Source organism: Limnohabitans radicicola (genome assembly GCF_014837235.1).
In the GTDB taxonomy this organism is placed as follows: domain Bacteria; phylum Pseudomonadota; class Gammaproteobacteria; order Burkholderiales; family Burkholderiaceae_C; genus Limnohabitans_A; species Limnohabitans_A radicicola.
Map to the genome: position 1 here is coordinate 733,610 of NZ_JACYFT010000001.1, position 19,652 is coordinate 753,261.

At 64.9% G+C, this 19,652-nt stretch carries 23 protein-coding genes; 12 read left to right on the top strand and 11 right to left on the bottom strand.

What is annotated here, in order from left to right:
- Nucleotides 1–7 precede the first annotated feature (7 nt).
- Entirely contained in the window at nt 8–1,996 is a 1,989-nt protein-coding gene (locus tag IC609_RS03665; protein WP_191818084.1) for a lytic transglycosylase domain-containing protein, read from the top strand.
- Here IC609_RS03665 and IC609_RS03670 read toward each other — a convergent pair whose 3' ends face one another.
- The 4 genes from IC609_RS03670 to IC609_RS03685 form a co-directional block, all read right to left on the bottom strand.
- Nucleotides 1,997–2,290: a polyhydroxyalkanoic acid system family protein gene (locus IC609_RS03670; RefSeq protein WP_191818085.1), complete on the bottom strand. Its 294-nt coding sequence runs from the start codon at nt 2,288–2,290 to the stop codon at nt 1,997–1,999.
- Complete coding sequence (locus IC609_RS03675; protein WP_191818086.1) at nt 2,283–4,343, bottom strand: molybdopterin-containing oxidoreductase family protein; 2,061 nt, start codon at nt 4,341–4,343, stop codon at nt 2,283–2,285. The genes IC609_RS03670 and IC609_RS03675 overlap by 8 nt, the downstream gene beginning before the upstream one ends.
- Before the next feature lie 123 nt (nt 4,344–4,466).
- The gene (locus IC609_RS03680) at nt 4,467–5,465 is read right to left on the bottom strand and encodes a CapA family protein (RefSeq protein WP_191818087.1); all 999 of its coding nucleotides are present in this window, start codon (nt 5,463–5,465) and stop codon (nt 4,467–4,469) included.
- Nucleotides 5,462–5,881 carry a hypothetical protein gene (locus IC609_RS03685; RefSeq protein ID WP_225223975.1) on the bottom strand — a complete coding sequence of 140 codons (420 nt, stop codon included), beginning with the start codon at nt 5,879–5,881 and terminating at the stop codon, nt 5,462–5,464. The genes IC609_RS03680 and IC609_RS03685 overlap by 4 nt, the downstream gene beginning before the upstream one ends.
- Nucleotides 5,882–5,989: 108 nt before the next feature.
- Between IC609_RS03685 and IC609_RS03690 the strand changes: the two genes are divergently transcribed.
- The 5 genes from IC609_RS03690 (at nt 5,990) to IC609_RS03710 (ending at nt 11,276) form a co-directional block, all read left to right on the top strand.
- Nucleotides 5,990–7,201: a M20 aminoacylase family protein gene (locus IC609_RS03690; protein ID WP_191818088.1), complete on the top strand. Its 1,212-nt coding sequence runs from the start codon at nt 5,990–5,992 to the stop codon at nt 7,199–7,201.
- An 11-nt stretch (nt 7,202–7,212) separates the two neighbouring features.
- Entirely contained in the window at nt 7,213–8,298 is a 1,086-nt protein-coding gene (locus IC609_RS03695) for a M14 family metallopeptidase (protein ID WP_191818089.1), read from the top strand.
- Nucleotides 8,299–9,258, top strand: a complete 960-nt coding sequence (locus tag IC609_RS03700; RefSeq protein WP_191818090.1) for a complex I NDUFA9 subunit family protein — start codon at nt 8,299–8,301, stop codon at nt 9,256–9,258.
- Between the two features lie 69 nt (nt 9,259–9,327).
- Nucleotides 9,328–10,011: a glutathione S-transferase family protein gene (locus IC609_RS03705; protein WP_191818091.1), complete on the top strand. Its 684-nt coding sequence runs from the start codon at nt 9,328–9,330 to the stop codon at nt 10,009–10,011.
- Nucleotides 10,012–10,025: 14 nt separating this feature from the next.
- Nucleotides 10,026–11,276: a multifunctional CCA addition/repair protein gene (locus tag IC609_RS03710; RefSeq protein ID WP_191818092.1), complete on the top strand. Its 1,251-nt coding sequence runs from the start codon at nt 10,026–10,028 to the stop codon at nt 11,274–11,276.
- A gap of 4 nt (nt 11,277–11,280) precedes the next feature.
- Here IC609_RS03710 and trxC read toward each other — a convergent pair whose 3' ends face one another.
- From trxC to IC609_RS03735, 5 genes are all read right to left on the bottom strand, one after another.
- Nucleotides 11,281–11,727, bottom strand: coding sequence for a thioredoxin TrxC (gene trxC / locus IC609_RS03715; protein ID WP_191818093.1), 447 nt, complete (start codon nt 11,725–11,727; stop codon nt 11,281–11,283).
- A gap of 89 nt (nt 11,728–11,816) precedes the next feature.
- Nucleotides 11,817–12,071: a translation initiation factor IF-1 gene (gene infA / locus IC609_RS03720; RefSeq protein WP_191818094.1), complete on the bottom strand. Its 255-nt coding sequence runs from the start codon at nt 12,069–12,071 to the stop codon at nt 11,817–11,819.
- A gap of 15 nt (nt 12,072–12,086) precedes the next feature.
- Complete coding sequence (locus IC609_RS03725; protein ID WP_225223976.1) at nt 12,087–12,302, bottom strand: hypothetical protein; 216 nt, start codon at nt 12,300–12,302, stop codon at nt 12,087–12,089.
- A 400-nt stretch (nt 12,303–12,702) separates the two neighbouring features.
- A complete protein-coding gene (locus IC609_RS03730) occupies nt 12,703–12,897 on the bottom strand; it encodes a DUF2905 domain-containing protein (RefSeq protein ID WP_191818095.1) in 195 nt (64 codons plus the stop codon).
- A gap of 11 nt (nt 12,898–12,908) precedes the next feature.
- Nucleotides 12,909–14,009, bottom strand: a complete 1,101-nt coding sequence (locus IC609_RS03735; protein WP_333473631.1) for a class I SAM-dependent methyltransferase — start codon at nt 14,007–14,009, stop codon at nt 12,909–12,911.
- Nucleotides 14,010–14,112: 103 nt separating this feature from the next.
- Here IC609_RS03735 and IC609_RS03740 point away from each other — a divergent pair, with 103 nt between their 5' ends.
- The 6 genes from IC609_RS03740 to IC609_RS03765 are packed head-to-tail and all read left to right on the top strand — an operon-like array spanning nt 14,113 to nt 17,856.
- On the top strand, nt 14,113–14,886 hold the full coding sequence (locus IC609_RS03740) for an SDR family oxidoreductase (protein ID WP_191818097.1): 774 nt from the start codon (nt 14,113–14,115) through the stop codon (nt 14,884–14,886).
- Complete coding sequence (locus IC609_RS03745; protein WP_191818098.1) at nt 14,883–15,278, top strand: dihydroneopterin aldolase; 396 nt, start codon at nt 14,883–14,885, stop codon at nt 15,276–15,278. Before IC609_RS03740 ends, IC609_RS03745 begins: the two co-directional genes overlap by 4 nt.
- Complete coding sequence (locus tag IC609_RS03750; protein ID WP_191818099.1) at nt 15,275–15,646, top strand: dihydroneopterin aldolase; 372 nt, start codon at nt 15,275–15,277, stop codon at nt 15,644–15,646. The genes IC609_RS03745 and IC609_RS03750 overlap by 4 nt, the downstream gene beginning before the upstream one ends.
- A 5-nt stretch (nt 15,647–15,651) precedes the next feature.
- Nucleotides 15,652–16,584 (top strand): tRNA 2-thiocytidine(32) synthetase TtcA, encoded by a 933-nt coding sequence (ttcA, locus tag IC609_RS03755; RefSeq protein ID WP_191818100.1) that lies wholly within the window; start codon nt 15,652–15,654, stop codon nt 16,582–16,584.
- Nucleotides 16,585–16,601: 17 nt separating this feature from the next.
- Entirely contained in the window at nt 16,602–17,207 is a 606-nt protein-coding gene (locus IC609_RS03760) for a DUF4136 domain-containing protein (RefSeq protein WP_191818101.1), read from the top strand.
- A 4-nt stretch (nt 17,208–17,211) separates the two neighbouring features.
- The gene (locus tag IC609_RS03765; protein WP_191818102.1) at nt 17,212–17,856 is read left to right on the top strand and encodes a histidine phosphatase family protein; all 645 of its coding nucleotides are present in this window, start codon (nt 17,212–17,214) and stop codon (nt 17,854–17,856) included.
- 52 nt (nt 17,857–17,908) lie between these two features.
- On the opposite strand, the gene ruvB is transcribed toward IC609_RS03765, so the two are convergent.
- A complete protein-coding gene (gene ruvB, locus IC609_RS03770; protein WP_191818103.1) occupies nt 17,909–18,970 on the bottom strand; it encodes a Holliday junction branch migration DNA helicase RuvB in 1,062 nt (353 codons plus the stop codon).
- A gap of 14 nt (nt 18,971–18,984) precedes the next feature.
- A complete protein-coding gene (gene ruvA / locus IC609_RS03775) occupies nt 18,985–19,560 on the bottom strand; it encodes a Holliday junction branch migration protein RuvA (protein ID WP_191818104.1) in 576 nt (191 codons plus the stop codon).
- Nucleotides 19,561–19,652: the final 92 nt, after the last annotated feature.

The following is a 19,652-nucleotide window of genomic DNA, read 5'->3' on the forward strand; positions in this document are numbered from 1 at the left end:
ATCCGACATGCCTTTTTTCAAGCAACTGCCTTCGATTCTGACACTGGTTGGCACCCTGTCTCTCGCCAGCCTCGCCACCCCTGCCGCTCAGGCCCAAAACCGGGGGGACGACACCTTCCTGGAAATGCACCAGGCCTTCCGCAAAAACGACCGCACACGCCTGACGGCGCTGCTGCCCCAGCTGCAGGGGCACACGCTCGAACCCCTGGCGGCCTATTGGGAGCTGCGTATGCGGCTGGACACGGCGAGCGAAGCCGACATCCTGGGTTTCCTGACCAAATACGCGGGCAGCTACTACGAAGACCGCTTGCGCAACGACTGGCTGCTGCAGCTGGGCAAACGGCGCGACTGGCCCACGGTGGCCGCCCAGCACCGCAGCTACCGCATGAAGGACGACAAGGAGGTCAGCTGCTACGCGCTGGCGGCCGACGCGATCCTGAGCAAGATGGATGTGGCCGCCGAGGCCAAACGGCTGTGGTACGCGCAGCGCGATGCCGACGACGGCTGCACCTACCTGGCCGAGCACCTGCACTCGGGCCGCAAGATCAATGGCCTGGACCTGTGGCGCAAGGCGCGCATCGCCATGGACGCGAACAAGCCCCGGGCGGCCAAAGATGCGGTGGACATCGAGGCGCCACGCCTGTCGGAGCAAGTCACCCTCATCTTCAACGACCCGGCCAAATACCTGGACAAGCGCATCCTGGCCATTACCAAAAGCCGCAAGGAACTGGCGGTGCTGGCCCTGATCCGGCTGGCGGCCACTGACCCGGACAAGGCGGCCAGAGAGCTGGACAAGCGCTGGGGCCTGATGCTCACGCCCGAAGAGCGCCACTGGACCTGGGCCGTGATCGGCAAACAGGCGGCGCAAAAACTGCAGGACAACGCCAGCAGCTATTTCGCCAAAGTCCACAAGGACAGCGACCTGAGCGACGACCTGCTGATGTGGAAAATCCGCGCCGCCTTGCGCATGGGGCAATGGGGCCAGGTGCTCAGCGCCACCGAAGCCCTGAGCGCAGACAGCCGCAACGACCCGGCCTGGGTCTACTGGCGTGCCCGCGCACTGGCCGCCACCGCCACCAGCGACGTGCACAAACAGGAAGCCCAGCAACTGCTGCGCGGCATCGCCAGCGTGAAAGGTTTTTACGAACAGCTCGCGCTCGAAGAGCTGGGCCAGACCATCACGGTGCCGGAACGCCCGGCACCGCTGACCCCCCAGGAAAAAGGCCAGGCCTTGGCCAACCCTGGCCTGCAGCGCGCGCTCTACGCCATCCAGTTGGGCCTGCGCGCCGAGGGCAACCGCGAGTGGAACTACAGCACCAACCTGCACACCCCAGGCGGCATGAACGACCGCGAACTGCTGGCTGCCGCCGACCTGGCCTGCCAGCGCCAGGTGTGGGACCGCTGCATCAACACCAGCGACCGCACCAAGGCCGTGATCGACTTTGAGCAGCGCTTTCCCATGCCGCTGCGCGAGATCGTGCTGCGCCGCTCGCAGGCCATTGGCATGGATCCGGCCTATGTGTACGGCCTGATCCGCCAGGAAAGCCGCTTCATCATGGACGCCCGCTCACACGTCGGCGCATCGGGCCTGATGCAGGTCATGCCCGCCACCGCCAAATGGACCGCCAAGAAAATTGGCCTCACCACCTTCACGCCAGAACAGATCACCGACAAGGAAACCAACGTCGCCATCGGCACGGGCTACCTCAAGCTGGTGCTGGACGACTTTGCGGGCTCCATGCCCATGGCCGCCGCCGCTTACAACGCGGGCCCCAGCCGTCCACGCAACTGGCGCAACGGCCCGGTGCTCGAAGCGGCCATCTGGGCCGAGAACATCCCCTTCCAGGAAACGCGCGACTACGTCAAGAAGGTGCTGTCCAACACCACCAACTATGCGGCCCTCATCACCGGCAAGCCACAGTCGCTCAAAGCCCGCCTGGGCAGCGTGGGGCCGCGCGCCGCGAGCGCGCCCGAAGCCAACGCCGACCTGCCCTGATCAGGCAGGGCCCAGCAGCTCATCCAGGTTCTGGCGGATCTTCTGCTCGATCTTGTCGGCATAAGCCCCCAGCAAAAAACCCAGCTTGAGCTGAAGGTCAAAGCGGTTGGCCGACACCGTGAGGCTGCCGCTGACGCCGCTGCGGGACATGCGCATCACGTCTTCGGTGTCGCCGGGCTCGACCGCGCAGTCCATGCCCCATTCGGCCTCGGCCTGCTCGCGCCAGCGCTCGGCGATTTCACGGGCTTTGGGCAGGCCCAGGTTGTGGGTCCGTTCGATGTTCAGATCAGCCATGGGCATCTTCTTTCTGCAGCAAGGCCACCTCCACCAGACAGTCGTAGAACACAGGCGCACGGCCCATGTCGGTCAGGTGCTGGCTGGTGAGTTCGTTCACATTGGTACCGTTCAGGCCCAGCTTGCGCCACCAGACGCCCAGACCGTTGACCACGCCGGGGCGGGCACGCTGGTTGAGCCGGGCCTTGCAGTGGTAGCTGCCACGGCCATTGAACACGCGCACCACCGCGCCATCGGCAATGCCACGGGCGGCAGCATCCTCGGGGTGCATCTCCAGCACGGGTTCGGCCTCGATGTCGCGCAGGCTTTGCACGTTCACAAAGGTCGAGTTGAGGAAGTTGCGTGCAGGCGGCGAGATCATGGCCAGCGGGTAAGGGCCTTGGCCTGAGGCCAGCTCGTAGTTGGGCACATGGTCGGGCAGACCGTCTTGCCCCATGTCGGCCAAGCGTTGGCTGAAGAATTCGCAGCGACCCGAAGGCGTGGGAAAGCCGCCTTGCGCAAACGGCGCGTCGGGCACAGGCAAAGAAGCAAAGCCGTGCTGCAACAACACCTCAAAGTCTTTCTCGTCACCGATCGCCATGCGGCACAGCTGCTCGTCGGTGTCGGCAAAGCAGGCGTCGTCAAAGCCCATGCGGGCCGCCAAGGCCCGGAAGATGTCGGTGTTGGTGCGCGCCCCGCCCACGGGGGCGATGGCGGGGCGGTTCAGCAGCACATCGGTGTGGCCGTAGGTGGTGTGGATGTCCCAGTGCTCCAGCTGCGTGGTGGCGGGCAGGATGTAGTCGGCCATGTCGGCCGTGTCGGTCTTGAAATGCTCCAGCACCACGGTGAACAGGTCTTCGCGGGCAAAGCCCTGCACCACCTTGCCCGACTCGGGGGCCACGGCCACCGGGTTGCTGTTGTAGACCACCAGCGCTTCGATCTTCGGCCCAAACGCAGCTGAGGCCTCGCGCAGCAGGTCGTCGCCGATCGTGCTCATGTTGATGGTGCGCGGGCGGCGCTCGCCCAGCAGGTCGGGCCGCTGCAGCGCCGTACGGCGCACCGGAAAATGGCCCGAACTGCTCATCAGCAAGCCGCCAGCGCGGTGGCGCCAGGCACCCGTGAGCGCAGGCAGGCAGGCGACCGCACGCACCGCGTTGCCACCACCGCGCACGCGCTGCATGCCGTAGTTCAGGCGAATGGCGGCAGGCTTTGTGGTGCCCCAGTCGCGGGCCAGCTGGCGGATCTGCTCAATGGGCACGCCGCACACCTCGGCGGCACGCTCGGGGGGCCACTGCAGGGCACGTTCGCGCAAGTCCGCCCAGCCCAGGGTGTGTTGGTCGATGTAGTCCTGGTCCAGCCAGCCGTGCGTGATCAACTCGTGCATCACGGCCAGCGCCAGCGCTGCGTCGGTGCCAGGTTTGAGCGCAATGTGTTCGTGGCACTTGTCGGCGGTTTCGGTTTTGCGGGGGTCGATGCACACCAGCCGTGCGCCGTTGCGCTTGGCCTCTTGCGCGATGCGCCAGAAATGCAAGTTGGAGCCGATCGAATTGCTGCCCCAGATGACGATCAGCTTCGACTCGGCAAAGAACTGCACCTTCATGCCGACCTTGTTGCCCAGCGTCTGTGTCAGCCCCTCGGCTCCGGCCGAAGCGCAAATGGTGCGGTCCAGCAGCGACGCGCCCAGTTGGTGGAAAAACCGCGCCGAGATCGACTCGCCCTGCACCAGACCCATGGTGCCCGCATAGCTGTAGGGCAGGATGGCCTGTGGGTCGCGAGCGGCAATGGCCTGCAAACGCTTGGCGATGTCATCGAGTGCCGCGTCCCAGCTCACCGGCTCGAACTGGCCTGAGCCCTTGGGGCCCACGCGTTTGAGCGGCTGCAAGACCCGCTCGGGGTGGTAGGTCCGCTCGGCGTAGCGCGAGACCTTGGTGCACAGCACCCCGTCGGTCATGGGGTGGGCGGGGTTGCCTTGCACCTTGGTGGCACGGCCGTTTTCAACGGTCGTGAGCAAGGCGCAGGTGTCGGGACAATCGTGCGGGCAGGCGCCACGCACCACTTGGATGGCATCGGTCATGCAGCCAATTGTGGCGCATCTCTTGCCTTGCAGGAGCCCCGCCCCCGGGGCGATGGTGGGCGGTCCGCAGGCGTTCATTCGTGGCGAGGGCGCCGCTCCTGCAGGGCCACAGGGTCAAACCACTCAGCGCCGCTGCCCTGCCAGACATGACCCGATGGCCGCCTCGCCCCGCTGCCAGCACGGGCTGGCGGTGGCCGGGTCGCGTTTCGGGATGCCCTGCATGTCGATGCGGGCCACATGGGTGTCCAAAGCACGCACGCCCTGCTTGTCCATTTGCAGCCGCAGCACCCAGCCTTGGCGCTGGTAGTCGTTGTCGGTTTCCTTCATGACGAAATTGCCGACGCTGTAGACAATGGGCTTGCCCTGGTGGTGCTCGATGTCCTGCGTCACATGCGGGTGACCACCGATCACGGCATCGGCCCCGGCCTCGATCATCAGGCGCGCCAGTTGCCGCTGGCGGGTGTTGGCCACGCGTTCGTTTTCCCAGCCCCAGTGCATGAATGGGATCACCAAATCGGCCTTGTGCACCTGACGGGCGCGGCGGATGTCATCCACCACCTGCTCGTCCTCGCTCCAGGCCACGCCTGGCGCATCGTGGCCCGCCTCGAAGCTGCGCGGCAGAAATTCGTTGTAGCTCAGGAGGGCGATGCGCAGGCCGCGCCGCTCCACGATCCAGGGCGCATGGGCTTGGCTCAGATTGAGGCCCCCACCCGCCTGTGCGAGCCCCGCCTTTTGCAGCAGCCCCAGCATCTCGGCAAAGGCCTCGCGGCCAAAGTCGCCCGAGTGGTTGTTGGCCAGGGTCACCCCGTCCAGGTGCCTTTTCAGCACGGGCAAGACCCGCGGGTGGGCCCGGAAGGTGTAGTTCTTGCGCCCGGCCGAACCGCCCGTGGCCACCACGCACTCCAGATTGGCCAGGCGCACATCGGCCTGCGCAAACAGCGGCGCAAAGTCGGCCAGCGGGTCACCGCCGCGCTCAATCAAGGCACCCGCATCGTCATCGAGCGTGGTGTCCCCGGCAAACACCAGGGTCACGGGCTGATCGGGCAGGGCTGGGGGCTGGGCCGTTGCGGCCAGGGCCCAAGCCAGCGCTGCCAATACCAGCCATCTGAACACAGCGGTCATGGCGTGGCCCCCTGCAAGGTGCAGCTGTACATCAGTTCACGCTCCAGCGGCCCGGCATAGAGGTATTGCTGACCCGTCAAAAACTGGGGACTGAGATTGAATGGCGGCAAAAACTTGGCCTGGTGGATGGGCAAGGCCTGCGCACCGTCCACCAGGTAGGCGTAAATCAGCACCCGGTCCACCCTTTGCGCGGTGCCGACCACGATGGGCTTGAAGCGGAATCGCCCGCCAATGTCCACCGAGGGCACGGGGTACGGGTCCAGCACCGGCTCGGCACGTACCGTGTGGGTCGTGCCGGCATACGTCACCTGACACTGCAGCTGCGCCGCCGAAGCCGCACTGGCCGGGCCGGCACAGACCAGCCAGGCGGCGCCCAAGGCGCGCCAGGGGGATGTGAAACGGGGTCGTCCTGTCATGTCAAGCATTGTGCATACCACCGCCTCGGTAGGAACCCTGATGCCCGATGTCCCTCAGGTGCGGCGGGGTGATGGCAAGAATGCGCTGCAAAGGCTAGACTGATCCTTATGAAACTCATTGATTCCATCCTCACCGACGCGGCCAGCATCGCGGCCATTCGCAAAGACATCCACGCCCACCCCGAGCTGTGCTTTGAAGAAGTGCGCACTGCCGATGTGGTGGCCCAGCAGCTGACCGACTGGGGCATCCCCATCCACCGCGGCATGGGCACCACCGGTGTGGTGGGCATCGTGCACGGGCGCGACGGCGGCGCCTGCGGGCGCGCCATTGGCCTGCGCGCCGACATGGATGCCCTGCCCATGCAGGAGTTCAACACCTTCGCCCACGCCAGCAAACACCAGGGCAAGATGCACGCCTGTGGCCACGATGGCCACACCGCCATGCTGCTGGCTGCGGCCAAGCACTTTGCCAAGCACCGCGACTTTGACGGCACGGTGTATTTGATCTTCCAACCTGCAGAAGAAGGCGGCGGTGGTGCCCGCGAGATGATCAAGGACGGCCTGTTCGAGAAGTTCCCGATGCAGGCCGTGTTCGGCATGCACAACTGGCCTGGCGCACCCGTGGGCACCTTTGCCGTGAGCGCTGGCCCCGTGATGGCGTCCAGCAACGAGTTCAAGATCACCATCCGGGGCAAAGGCAGCCATGCGGCGTTGCCGCACAACGGCATCGACCCGGTGCCGATCGCCTGCCAGATGGTGCAGGGCTTTCAGACCATCATCACCCGCAACAAAAAGCCGGTGGACGCGGGCGTGATCTCGGTCACCATGATCCACGCGGGTGAAGCCACCAACGTGGTGCCCGACTCGTGCGAACTGCAAGGCACTGTGCGCACCTTCAGCATCGAGGTGCTCGATTTGATCGAAACCCGCATGAAGCAAGTCGCCGAGTCGATCTGCGCTGCCTTTGACGCGCAATGCGAGTTCGAGTTCGAGCGCAACTACCCGCCCACCATCAACAGCCCGGCCGAGGCCGACTTTGCACGTCAGGTCATGACCGGCATCGTGGGGGCAGACCATGTGGTGACCCAAGAGCCCACCATGGGCGCAGAAGACTTCTCGTACATGCTGCAAGCCAAGCCCGGCGCTTATGTGTTCATCAGCAACGGCGATGGCGCCCATCGCGAAATGGGCCACGGCGGTGGCCCCTGCACGCTGCACAACCCGAGCTACGACTTCAACGACGACCTGATCCCGCTGGGCGGCACCTACTGGGTGGAACTGGCGACGCAGTGGCTGGCCAAGCCCACACAAACTGCCTGACAGGAACACGCATGACCGATATCCAGAGCAGCTTCTCCAAAAGCTACGCAGAAGCCCGCCAGAAGTTCCTGAACGCCGCACAGGCCGCAGGCCTTGTGGTGGACTCGAACATCCATCCTTTGAAGGGCCGTGACGGCGAAGAGCTGGCCATGGACGTGGTGCTCGACGGTGCACCCGATGCACAGCGTTTGCTGATCATCAGCAGCGCCTGCCATGGCGTGGAAGGCTACTGCGGCTCGGGCGTGCAGGTCCACGCCCTGCAAAACAGCGCCTGGCGCGACGCGGCCAGGGCCAACGGGGTGGCCGTGCTCTACATCCATGCGCTCAATCCACATGGGTTCTCGCATGTGCGCCGGGTGACCCACGAAAACGTGGACATCAACCGCAACTTCCAGGACTTTTCCAAACCTTTGCCCGCCAACGAGGCTTACCGGGAAATCCACCCGCTGCTGCTGCCCGAGGTCTGGCCACCGGACGCGGCCAACGCGGCGGCCACGGGCCAGTACATCGCCGAACGGGGCATGAAGGCTTTCCAGGCAGCCATCTCCAAGGGGCAGCACGAGTTCCCCGATGGACTGTTCTTCGGTGGGCAGGCCCCCACCTGGAGCAACCTGACGGTGCGCAAGGTGCTGCAAAAGTACGGGCAGCGCTGCAAGAAATTCGCCTGGATCGACCTGCACACGGGCCTGGGCCCGAGCGGCGTGGGCGAGCGCATTTTTGCCTGCGCCGACGACGCCGCCGCCTATACCCGGGCCAAAGCCTGGTGGGGCCAGGGTATCACCTCGATCTATGACGGCTCATCCACCTCGGCCTTCCTCACAGGCCTGATGTGGATGTCGGCCTACCAGGAGTGCCCGCAGGCCGAGTACACCGGCATCGCCATGGAGTACGGCACCCAGCCCACCGACAAAGTGATGCACGCCCTGCGCGGCGACCACTGGCTGCACCTGCACCACGAAGCCCCTGCGGCCCTGCGCCAGCAGATCAAGCAGGACCTGATGGACGCGTTTTATGTGGACACCGACGAGTGGCGCACCCAGATCGTCGACCAGGCGATGGACGCGATGCACCAGGCCGCCACGGGCCTGAACAGCTGAATGAGTACGCCCCGCGTTCTGGTGCTGGGTGGCAGCGGCTTTGTGGGCCGTCAGGTGTGCGAGCAGCTGGCCCGGCTGGGCTGGCAGATCACTGTGCCCACGCGGCGAGCAGCCAACGCCGCCCGCGTGCAAAACCTGCCCGGCCTCACGGTGATCGAAGCCTCGGTCCACAGCCCGGCCGACCTGGCCCGGCTGATGCCCGGGCACGATGCGGTGGTCAATCTGGTGGCCGTGCTGCACGGCAACGAAGACCGCTTTGAGCAAGTCCACATCACCCTGCCCGGCCGGATCGCCGACGCCATGCGCCAGGCGGGTGTACAGCGGCTGGTGCACGTCAGTGCGCTGGGCGCCGACCCTCAAGGCCCCTCGATGTACCAGCGCAGCAAGGCACGGGGCGAGACGGTGCTGCACAGTGCAGGCCTTCAACTGACGGTGCTGCGCCCCAGCGTGATCTTTGGCGCTGAAGACATATTCCTCAACCTGTTCGCCGATCTGCAAGCCATGGTACCCGTGATGCCGCTGGCGGGCAGCGGCACGCGCTTTGCACCTGTGTGGGTGGGCGACGTGGCGCGCGCCGTGGTGGCCTGCCTGCAAAAGCCGGGCACCATCGGCCAAACCTATGAACTCTGTGGCCCTGACGTCATGACCCTGGGCGAGCTGGTGCAACGGGCTGGTCAGTGGGCCGGCGTCAACCATGGCCGAGGCAGACCGGTGATTGGTTTGCCCATGTGGATGGGTTGGCTGCAGGCCTTGGCCATGGAAATGGCCCCGGGCGAGCCGCTGATGAGCCGGGACAATCTGGCGTCGATGAAAGTGGACAACATCGCCACAGGCCGATACCCGGGTCTGCAGGCTTTGGGCATCACCGCGGCGTCTGCTGCAGGCGTCGCCCCCACCTACCTGGGCCACCGTGGCCCGCGCAGCCGATTGAACGGCTGGCGCGCGGGCGCTGGACGCTGAACCCCATGGCCAGCCGAGCTGGCCCGCCATCTCCCGCTAACATGGCGTCTTCCATCATGGGAGAAAACAATGATCCAGCTCTACATCGCCAACAAGAACTACTCGTCCTGGTCCATGCGCCCCTGGGTGCTGCTGCGGCAGGCGGGCATTGCCTTTGAAGAGGTCTACGTCCGCTTTGACAGCTTTGCGCCCGATTCCCAATTCAAGGCCATGCTCAAGGACGTCAACCCCGTGGGCAAAGTGCCTGTGCTGGTGCACGACGGTCTGGCCGTGTGGGACACACTGGCCATCGCGGAATATGTGGCGGAGCAGTTCCCCGACAAACAGCTGTGGCCGCAAGACCGCACCGCCCGTGCACGCGCCCGCAGCGTCTGCGCCGAAATGCACAGCGGTTTCACGGGCCTGCGCAGCGCCTGCCCCATGAACATCGAGGCGCACCTGCCTGAAATCGGTGCGCTCGCCCTGCGTGACAAACCCGCTGTGCGCGCCGATCTGGAGCGCATCTGCAGCCTGTGGAGCGGGTTACTCCAAGAACACGGTGGCCCCCTGTTGTTTGGCGACTTCACCGTGGCCGACGCCTACTTTGCCCCGGTGGTCATGCGCCTGAAAACCTACGCCCTGCCTGTGCCTGCCGAAGTGGCCGCCTACATGGACCGCGTGTGTGCCTTACCGGGCGTGAAGGCCTGGATCGACGAGGCCCTGGCCGAGCAGGACTTCATCGACTTTGAAGAGCCTTTCCGGGTGGCTCGCTGAGCGAAGCGTTTGACATGAACGTGTTTGTCGTCGGCGGTGCTGTACGCGATGCCTTGATGGGCCGGAGCGTCAACGACCGCGACTGGGTGGTGGTGGGCAGCACGCCCGAGGCCATGACCGCGCAAGGCTATGTGCCCGTGGGCAAGGATTTCCCGGTCTTTTTGCACCCACAGACCCGGGAGGAATACGCCCTGGCCCGCACCGAGCGCAAAACGGCGCGTGGCTACAAAGGCTTTGCGGTGCAGGCAGCGCCCGATGTCACGCTCGAAGAAGACCTGGCTCGGCGTGACCTGACGATCAACGCCATGGCCGTGCCGGAGGGAATGGCACACCAGCCCCCCAGCACCTGGGCAAACAACATCGTCGACCCCTACAACGGCCAGCGCGACCTGCAGGCCAAGGTGCTGCGACACGTGACCGGAGCCTTTGCCGAAGACCCTGTGCGCATCCTGCGGCTGGCGCGTTTTGCGGCGCGCTTTGCCGACTTCGAAGTGGCCGATGAAACGATGGCCTTGATGGGCCAGATGGTGGAAAACGGTGAGGTGGACCACCTGGTGCCCGAGCGCGTCTGGCAGGAGTTGGCCAAAGGCCTGATGGCCGAAAAACCCTCGCGCATGTTCGAGGTGCTGCGCGCATGCGGCGCGCTCAAAGTCTTGCTGCCCGAGCTGGACCGCCTCTGGGGCGTGCCGCAGCGGGCCGAATACCACCCCGAAATCGACACGGGCGTGCACATGATGCTGGTGATGGACATGGCGGCCAGGCTGAACATGCCGCTGCCCGTGCGCGTGGCCTGTCTGTTCCACGACCTCGGCAAAGGCACCACGCCCGCCGATGTGTTGCCCCGCCACATTGGCCATGAAGGGCGCAGCGTCAAACTCTTGCTCAAAGTGTGTGATCGCCTGCGCGTGCCCAGCGACTGCAAGGAACTGGCCGAAGTGGTGGCGCGTGAGCACGGCAACATCCACCGCAGCGCCGAGCTGAACGCCGAGGCCGTGATGCGCCTGCTCGAGCGCTGCGACGCTGTTCGCCAGGCCGAACGCTTTGCGCTGGTGCTGCAAGCCTGCGAATGCGATGCGCGGGGGCGGCTGGGTTTTGAAAAGGCGGCTTACCCGCAGGCTGCGCGTTTGCTGCAAGCCCAGCAGGCCGCCTTGTCGGTCGAGACCGCACCCATAGCCCAGGCTGCGGCAGCGCAAGGCCTCAAGGGTCAGGAGATCGGCGCACAAATCACCCGAGCCCGGGTGCAGGCCATCGCGCAAGTGCTTTAGGCGTTCAGAGGTGCGAGCGCGCCCATTGGGCGATGTCTTGCGCCGAGCGGAAAGCCCCCGCCTGACGGGCAACTTCTTTGCCACCAACGAACAAGGCCAACGTGGGGATGCTCCGGATGTTGAAGCGGGCCGCCAGGGCCTGCGCTTCTTCGGTGTTGAGTTTGGCCAGCCGGATCTGCGGCTCCAGCATGGCCGCGGCCTGCTCGAAAGCCGGCGCCATCATGCGGCACGGCCCGCACCAGGGGGCCCAGAAATCCACCAGCACGGGGATTTGGCTGCGGCCGATGTGGCGGTCAAAAGAGGTGGCGTCCAGCGCCAGCGGCTGCCCCTCAAACAGGGCTTGGTGGCAAGCGCCGCAATCGGGGCGGCTGCGCATATCGGCCACACGCACCCGGTTGGTGGTGTGGCAATGCGGACAAACGATGTGCGAGGACTCGGCGGTGGCGGTCATGAAAACCCTTTGTGGTCTCACCCCAGTTGGGGGCCATGCCCACCGCTTCAAGCCCGATCCTTGGGCAGCTTGCGCTGCCCACCCGGGAATCAGCGGGGTGTACGGGGCGCCATGGGCGGGCGGCCAGCCAGGTGACGGAAGCTGATGCGGCCCTTGCTCAGGTCATAGGGCGACAGCTCCAGTGTCACGCGGTCACCCGCCAGGATGCGGATGTGGTTCTTACGCATCTTGCCTGCGGAGTACGCAATCAATTGGTGGCCGTTGTCCAGCGTCACGCGAAAACGCGTATCGGGCAACACTTCGTTGACCACGCCCATCAATTCAATGAGTTCTTCTTTTGCCATTTAAAAAGGTCTTTCTCAAAACACAATCGGTTTGGATGTCTGGCGCTCTACCCAGAGCACGCCTTCGTCGAGGGCGTACTGGCTGGCGGCGGCAGGCGTCGCAAATTCGGGCACAAACCGCATCACACGGTCGGTGCTGGCGCTGCCGTGGCCACTGGCCACTGACACTTGCGCGCCAAAAGTTCCATTGGGCAAAGCCCTGGAACACGGTTCAATACGGTACTTGCCCATCGCAACGGGCTTGTGAAAACAAGGATGAATCGACATGGATTTTATCTAATGGAGGAGAAGCCACCGATTTCGCCGTTTTCGGCGATGGCGCATGGCTCGGGTTTTGGCATGTCCTCGTGCCAAAAACGCCCCCGATGGACGGCCCCGCAGGCACCGCCGAAGCGCCTCACCGTGCAGAGGTGCGCGCCAAAAGGAAGCAAAAAATCGCCTGTGCCGTCTCTGCAAAGAGCACAGCGAGCGATGGGCACAGTGGAGGACAAGACTGGCATCCCTCTGCCGGGATGCGCTATCGGCTCGTGAAGAGCAAGATGGGCATAAGTCGCCAATGGCGTGCACGCACTGTAACACGTTGGGCCGCAGCCTGCCGAAACCGCTCCAGTTCCGCGCTCAAAACAACGCGTCAGAGCCAGCGCGCGATGGCCGCCGCCAGCAGGCTCAGCAGCAAGGTGCTGGCCAATGGAATGAACCACTCCCGTCCGAACAGCCGAAAGCGGATGTCGCCCGGCAAACGGCCAAACCCCAGCTTTTGCAGCCAGGGCTGCAGGCCACTGAAGATGATCAGGGCCAGGAAGGTGACGATCAGCCAGCGGAACATGGTTTAGCGCCTCAGAGGCGGTGACTGCGGTCGCCCGTGGCAAAGCCTTGGGCAGACCAGTCATCGCCCGTGGCCAAGCCCACCACTTTGAACAGCTCACCCATTTCGTGCTCGTTGACCAGGCGCTGTGCCTGGCTGCGCTCGGCCAGCGTGTTGGCCGCCATGCGTTCGGCCAAACCCAGGTTCAGCAAAAACCTGGCCTGCGAGGTGTAGCCCAGCACCTGCAGCCCGGCGTTTTGCCCGGCCAGGGCCACCCCAGTGAAGTTCACATGGGCGGTGATGTCTTTCTGGCCCACCGCCACCAGCGGGTCGGGGTCGGCCTGGTGCAGCTGGTGGCACATGACGGTGCCCATGTGGCGCTGGGGGTGGAAGTATTCGCGCTCGGGAAAGCCGTAATCCAGAAAAAACGCGGCACCGCCTTGGCCAGCCAGCAAGCGCTCGGCCAGGCTGGCCATGAAGGCCTCGGCCTGTGGATGGATTTCGGTCAGGTAGTCGTGCTCGCCGTCCACATCCAGCGGCGGGCGCAAATCGGTCGGGCGGTCTTCCCAGGCGAAAGCATCGCCCTGCACCACCACACCGCGCTCGTGCCAGACACCCCCCGTGCGCTGCAAGAGCTGTACAGGCATGGCGTCGAGCACCTCGTTGCCGACCACCACGCCGTCCATGGCGTCTGGCCAGGCGTCCAGCCAGCGCACCTTGTGGGCGTGGGCCTGGAGCGTCTGAGCCTGGCGCTCGCGCAGGGTGCCCGACAGGTCGATGATGGTGTAGCGCTCAACGGCGTCACCCAGGCTGTCCAGCAGCTGCAAGGCCAAAGCGCCCGTGCCGGCACCGAACTCCCAGACCTCGGATGTGCCCGTGGCCTGCAGGGCCTGCTGCACCTGCACCGCCAGGGTCTGGCCAAACAGGGGCGTGAGGCCCGGCGCGGTCACAAAATCGCTGCCACTGGCGGGCATGGCCCCGAACTTTTGCAGGCGGTTGGTGTAGTAACCCAGGCCCGGCTCGTACAGCGCCATGGCCATGAAGCGGTCAAAGCCGATCCAGCCGCCCGCTTGGGCGATGGCGTGCTGGATGCGCTGGGTCAGCTCAAAGGAGAGTGGGGATGCGTCGGTCACGCCGCGATTATCCTTGCTCCGCGCTGCAGGGAAGCCCTGCCCCGGCAAGCGAAAAGCCCATCGCCGATAATTGCGCCAACTTTCACCCCACCCGGGCATCACCTTGAAACACGTTCTGATCACTGGCGGCGCGCTGCGTCTGGGCGCGGCCCTGTGCCGGGCCTTTGCGCAGGCAGGCTGGCAGGTCTGGTGTCACTACCAGCGCTCGGCTGAAGCCGCCCGGGCCCTGCAGGCCGAGCTGCAAGCCCAGGGCGCCGATGTGCGGCTGGTGCAGGCCGACCTGGGCCAGAGCGACGACGTGCAGCGGATGATCGACCACATCGGCCAGGCCACCGGGGCGCTGGATTGCCTGGTGAACAACGCCTCGCTGTTCGAGCCCGACACCGGTGCGGCAATGGACCTGAACGGCACCCGCCAGCAGCTCGAAGTCAACCTGATCGCCCCGCTGTCGCTGGCCTCGCTGATGGCCCGGCAAGCCGCCCCTGACGCCACACCCGGCCAGCGCAGCGTGGTCCATGTGCTGGACCAGAAGGTGTTCAACCTGAACCCGGACTATTTCTCGTACACCGTCTCCAAACTGGCGCTGGAGCGTTCGGTGGCCCTGCAGGCGCAGGCCCTGGCCCCATTGCGGGTGTGTGGCGTGGCGCCGGGCCTGATGTTTTTGAGTGGCCCTCAAACCCAAGAAAACTTTGACCGCGCCAGCCGCGTGAACCTGCTGCGCCAGCCGATCGACCCGGCGCAGGTGGCGGCGACTTGCGTGTTCCTGGCGCAAAACCCCTGCATCACTGGCACGACGGTGTGCGTAGACAATGGCCAGCACCTGGTGCCTCTGGAGCGTGATGTGATGTTCCTGGCCGACAAGAAAGACGCCCCATGAGCGATGTGCTGAACCACCTGGCGCTGCATTGCCGCCGCCTGTTCTTGCGCAACCACACGGTGGACGTGCGCATCGGCGCGCACGACTTTGAAAAACACGCCCCCCAGCGCATCGTCTTCAATGTGGAACTGTTCGTGCCCTACAGCGCCTCCACCCCCACGCAAGACGACCTGGCCGAGGTGGTGGACTACGACTTCATCCGCGAAGTGATCGCCCGGCGTGTGGCCCAGGGCCACATCGTGCTGCAAGAGACTTTGTGTGACGACCTGATGCGCGAGTTGATCGCGCACCCGCAGGTGCAGGCGGTGCGCCTGTCCACCTGCAAACCCGATGTGTACCCGGATTGCGAAGGCGTCGGGGTCGAAATCTTCCAGACCAAACTCCCGACATGAAAACCCCTGCCGGACACCAGACCCTGGAGCTGACCGGTTTGCGCTTTGACGCCAACCTGGGCATCCTGGAACACGAAAAAACCGACCCGCAACCCATCCAGGTCGATGCCGAGCTCAACTTGGGCACACAGCCCCTGCTGCCCAGCGACGACGACATCAACGCCGTGCTGGACTACCGCAAGGTGCGCAAAATCATCATCGACGAATGCACGGCCGAGCACATCAACCTGCTGGAAACGCTGATCGGCAAACTCTCGAACCGCCTGATGCAGCTGCCCGGCGTGCTGGGTGTGCGCGTCAAGATCGCCAAACTTGAAATTTTTGAAGACTGCGAAGTGGCCATTCGCATGGAAACCGGACAGTGGTGAAACCCATGAACACAGCAAGCGAGAACACCTGGGTCGATGCCGAAGCGGCCGACGCCGCCAAAGCCGCCAAGATCGAACGCGAAACCCACAAGCTCGAAAAGCGCCTGTGCCGCCAGATGGGCCAAGCCATCAGCGACTTCAACCTGATCGAAGCCGGAGACCGCATCATGGTCTGCATGTCGGGTGGCAAAGACAGCTACGGCATGCTGGACATCCTGCTCAAGATGAAGGCCCGCGCCCCAGTGGACTTCGAGCTGGTGGCGGTCAACCTGGACCAGAAGCAACCGGGCTTTCCGGCCGAAGTGCTGCCCAACTACCTGCAGGGCCTGGGCGTGGAATTCCACATCGAGACGCAGGACACCTACTCCATCGTCAAGGACAAGATCCCCGAAGGCAAGACCATGTGCAGCCTGTGCTCGCGCCTGCGCCGCGGCATCCTGTACCGCGTGGCGCGTGAACTCAAGTGCAACAAGCTCGCGCTGGGCCACCACCGAGACGACATGCTGCAGACCTTCTTCCTGAACATGTTCTTTGGCGGCAAGCTCAAGGGCATGCCCCCCAAACTAGTCAGCGACAACGGCGAGTTCATGGTGATCCGCCCGCTGGCCTACGTGGCCGAGTCCGACCTGATCCGTTGGGCAGAGCACCGACAGTTCCCCATCATCCCGTGCACCCTGTGCGGCAGCCAGGAAAACCTGCAACGCCTGCAGGTGGGCAACATGCTGCGCGAGTGGCAAAAGAAGCACCCTGGGCGCATTGAAAACATGTTTGCCGCCCTGCAAAATGTGGTGCCTTCGCACCTGATGGACGCCGGGCTGCACGACTTCAAGAACCTGCAGATCACGGGCATCGCCTCCGATGACGGCGACAAGGCTTTTGACGAAGAAGAGTTCAAGGAAGCCTCGCTGCCGGGCATTCAGGTGATTTCGATTGGCTGACCTTTCTGGAGAGACGCATGAAACGCATGGCTGCACTGTTCCTGATCGCATCCGCCCTGTTGCTGACGGGCTGCGCCACCACCCGCACGGTCAGCAGCCAGGTCACTGCCGTGGCCACTGTGCCTGCTGGCGCACAGCTGCAAGGCGCCAAGTACCGTTTTGAACGCTTGCCGTTGCAGGCCCACAACCCCGAAGCGGGGCTGGCCGAGCAGCAAGCCGAGCAAGCCCTCGCCGCCGTGGGCCTGGTGCGCGACGATGCACAGGCCCAGCTGAGCGTGCTGGTTGGATTTCAAAGCGCGCAGTACGTCTACGACCCCTCGGGTCGGCTGGGCGCCTACCCCTGGCGGCCGTATGGCGCCTTGGGTTTTGGGCGCGGCGGCCCGTTTGGCTACCACTGGGGCGTGGGCATGAACACCCCGCCGATGACCGACTACCGCCGCGAAGTCAGCCTGATCTTGCGCGACCTGCGCACAGGCCAGGTGGTCTATGAAACACGCGCCAGCCACTACGGCGTCTGGCGTGACAGCGAGGCGATTTTCGCCACCCTGTTCAAAGCGGCATTGGCCAACTTCCCCAACCCGCCTGCCGGCGTGCAGCGGGTGAACATTGACATCCCCAACTGAGCGCATGGACGCCACCCGCATCTTGGCCATCCGCCACGGCGAAACCGCCTGGAACGTGGACACCCGAATCCAGGGCCACATCGACATCCCGCTCAACGACACCGGGCTGCAACAGGCCCGCTGGCTGGCCGAGGCCCTGGCCGAGCGTGACCAGGTCAACGCCGTCTATGCCAGCGATCTGTTGCGGGCCCACGTCACGGCCCAGACCATCGCCCAGGCCGTGGGCCTGGCAGTGACCACGCATCCGGGCCTGCGCGAGCGGCACTTTGGTGATTTTCAGGGCCGCACCTTTGTCGAGATCGAAGCCGAATTGCCCGACCACGCCCACCACTGGCGCAAGCGCACCCCCGACTGGGCACCGCCGGGGGCAGGGGAATCGCTGATCGCCCTGCGCGAGCGGGTGCTGGCCACGGTGGATGAACTGGCGGCACGCCATCTGGGCGAGCAGATCGTGCTGGTGGCGCACGGCGGCGTGTTGGATGCGCTCTACCGCGCCGCCACCCGGCTGGACGTGCAAGCCCCACGCACCTGGCAACTGCCCAACACCGCCGTCAACCGCCTGCTGTGGACGCCCGAAGGCCTGTCACTGGTTGGCTGGGCCGACACCACGCACCTGGACGGGCGCAGCCGGGACGAAACCACGGTCTGATCTGCAGGCCAATCGCCGCGAGGGCGCAGCGCTCACTGGACTGCTGTCCGAATCACTCAGCGCCAAACGACTTGGGCGGCGTGACGCCCAGATGCCGGAAGGCCGCCAGCGTGGCGATGCGCCCGCGCGGCGTGCGCTGCAGATAGCCTTGCTGGATCAGATACGGCTCGATCACATCTTCGATCGTGTCGCGCTCCTCGCCGATGCTGGCCGCGATGTTGTCCAGGCCGACCGGGCCGCCGTCAAAGCGGTGGATCACGGCTTCGAGCAGCTTGCGGTCCATCAGGTCAAAGCCTTCGGGGTCCACGTCGAGCATGGTCAGGGCTTTTTGCGCGATGCCCTTGTGGATGGTGCCGTCACCTTTGACATCGGCGTAGTCACGCACGCGGCGCAGCAGGCGGTTGGCAATGCGGGGCGTGCCGCGTGAGCGGCGGGCGATCTCGAACGAGCCTTCGGCGTCGATAGGCGCCTTGAGCAAGCCGCTGCTGCGGGTGACGATGCGCGAGAGTTCCTCGGGCGTGTAAAACTCCAGCCGCGAGACGATGCCAAAGCGGTCACGCAGCGGGTTGGTGAGCATGCCCGCGCGGGTGGTCGCGCCCACCAGGGTGAAGGGCTGCAAATCGAGCTTGATGCTGCGGGCCGCTGGGCCTTCGCCGATCATGATGTCGATCTGGTAGTCCTCGAGCGCGGGGTACAAGATTTCCTCGACCACGGGCGAGAGGCGGTGGATCTCGTCGATGAAGAGCACATCGTTGCGCTCCAGGTTCGTCAAGAGCGCGGCCAAATCTTTGGGCTTTTCGAGCACCGGGCCGCTGGTCTGGCGCAGGTTCACACCCAGCTCGGCGGCGATGATGTGCGAGAGCGTGGTTTTGCCCAGCCCGGGCGGGCCAAACAACAGCACGTGGTCCAGCGGTTCTTCGCGCATCTTGGCGGCGCTGATGAAAATCTCCAGCTGCTCGCGCACCTTGACCTGGCCGACGTATTCGTCGAGCAGTTTGGGGCGCAGGGCGCGCTCGATGGCCTCTTCGCTGTTGGACACGGGCGCGGCCGACACCACGCGCGAGGCTTCACGCGGGCTGGGCGGGGCTGCAAAGTCGTCGGTCTTGATGCTCATGGCTCAACTCGCCTTCACTTGGTGAGGGACTTGAGCGCGAGCTTGATGCCCTCGCTCACACCCACGTCAGCGGGCAGCAGCTTGAGAGCCGCTGCAGCTTCCTTGTCGTTGTAACCCAGCGCCAGCAACGCCTGCTGGATGTCGCCTTGCGCATCGCCTGCGCCCTGCGCAAACAGGCCACCGATGTCGCCGCCCAGCTTGCCTTTGAGCTCCAGCAGCAGGCGTTCGGCGGTTTTTTTGCCGATGCCCGGCACCTTGACCAGGCGGCCCACCTCTTGTGTGCTGATAGCCTGGGCCAGATCGGCCACGCTCATGCCCGAGAGCACCGACAGCGCGGTGCGGGGGCCCACACCCGAGATTTTGATGAGCTGACGAAAGGCCTCACGCTCGGCCAGCGTGGCAAAGCCGTACAGAATCTGCGCGTCTTCGCGCACCACAAAGTGGGTCACCAGACTGACCTTCTCACCTGCCGCAGGCAGGTTGTAAAACGTGCTCATGGGCACGTTGACTTCGTAGCCCACGCCGTGGCAATCCACGATCACTTCGGGTGGGTTTTTGTCGCTCAGGATGCCGGTGAGTTTGCCAATCATGGAGGGCCTTTGGATTGCAGTGATATGGAGGAGAATCGGGGCTCCTTGGCGAGCAAATCACCCAGCGAAACCACCCACGGACAGGATTATCC

Coding starts and splice junctions, on each gene's coding strand:
- IC609_RS03730 (WP_191818095.1), bottom strand. CDS start 12,897: ATGTTCCGCTGGCTGATCGTCACCTTCCTGGCCCTGATCATCTTCAGT.
- IC609_RS03705 (WP_191818091.1), top strand. CDS start 9,328: ATGATCCAGCTCTACATCGCCAACAAGAACTACTCGTCCTGGTCCATG.
- IC609_RS03695 (WP_191818089.1), top strand. CDS start 7,213: ATGACCGATATCCAGAGCAGCTTCTCCAAAAGCTACGCAGAAGCCCGC.
- IC609_RS03665 (WP_191818084.1), top strand. CDS start 8: ATGCCTTTTTTCAAGCAACTGCCTTCGATTCTGACACTGGTTGGCACC.
- IC609_RS03680 (WP_191818087.1), bottom strand. CDS start 5,465: ATGACCGCTGTGTTCAGATGGCTGGTATTGGCAGCGCTGGCTTGGGCC.
- IC609_RS03700 (WP_191818090.1), top strand. CDS start 8,299: ATGAGTACGCCCCGCGTTCTGGTGCTGGGTGGCAGCGGCTTTGTGGGC.
- IC609_RS03685 (WP_225223975.1), bottom strand. CDS start 5,881: ATGACAGGACGACCCCGTTTCACATCCCCCTGGCGCGCCTTGGGCGCC.
- IC609_RS03725 (WP_225223976.1), bottom strand. CDS start 12,302: ATGGGCAAGTACCGTATTGAACCGTGTTCCAGGGCTTTGCCCAATGGA.
- IC609_RS03690 (WP_191818088.1), top strand. CDS start 5,990: ATGAAACTCATTGATTCCATCCTCACCGACGCGGCCAGCATCGCGGCC.
- IC609_RS03765 (WP_191818102.1), top strand. CDS start 17,212: ATGGACGCCACCCGCATCTTGGCCATCCGCCACGGCGAAACCGCCTGG.
- ttcA (WP_191818100.1), top strand. CDS start 15,652: ATGAACACAGCAAGCGAGAACACCTGGGTCGATGCCGAAGCGGCCGAC.
- IC609_RS03675 (WP_191818086.1), bottom strand. CDS start 4,343: ATGACCGATGCCATCCAAGTGGTGCGTGGCGCCTGCCCGCACGATTGT.
- IC609_RS03710 (WP_191818092.1), top strand. CDS start 10,026: ATGAACGTGTTTGTCGTCGGCGGTGCTGTACGCGATGCCTTGATGGGC.
- infA (WP_191818094.1), bottom strand. CDS start 12,071: ATGGCAAAAGAAGAACTCATTGAATTGATGGGCGTGGTCAACGAAGTG.
- IC609_RS03745 (WP_191818098.1), top strand. CDS start 14,883: ATGAGCGATGTGCTGAACCACCTGGCGCTGCATTGCCGCCGCCTGTTC.
- ruvB (WP_191818103.1), bottom strand. CDS start 18,970: ATGAGCATCAAGACCGACGACTTTGCAGCCCCGCCCAGCCCGCGTGAA.
- IC609_RS03760 (WP_191818101.1), top strand. CDS start 16,602: ATGAAACGCATGGCTGCACTGTTCCTGATCGCATCCGCCCTGTTGCTG.
- ruvA (WP_191818104.1), bottom strand. CDS start 19,560: ATGATTGGCAAACTCACCGGCATCCTGAGCGACAAAAACCCACCCGAA.
- IC609_RS03670 (WP_191818085.1), bottom strand. CDS start 2,290: ATGGCTGATCTGAACATCGAACGGACCCACAACCTGGGCCTGCCCAAA.
- trxC (WP_191818093.1), bottom strand. CDS start 11,727: ATGACCGCCACCGCCGAGTCCTCGCACATCGTTTGTCCGCATTGCCAC.
- IC609_RS03750 (WP_191818099.1), top strand. CDS start 15,275: ATGAAAACCCCTGCCGGACACCAGACCCTGGAGCTGACCGGTTTGCGC.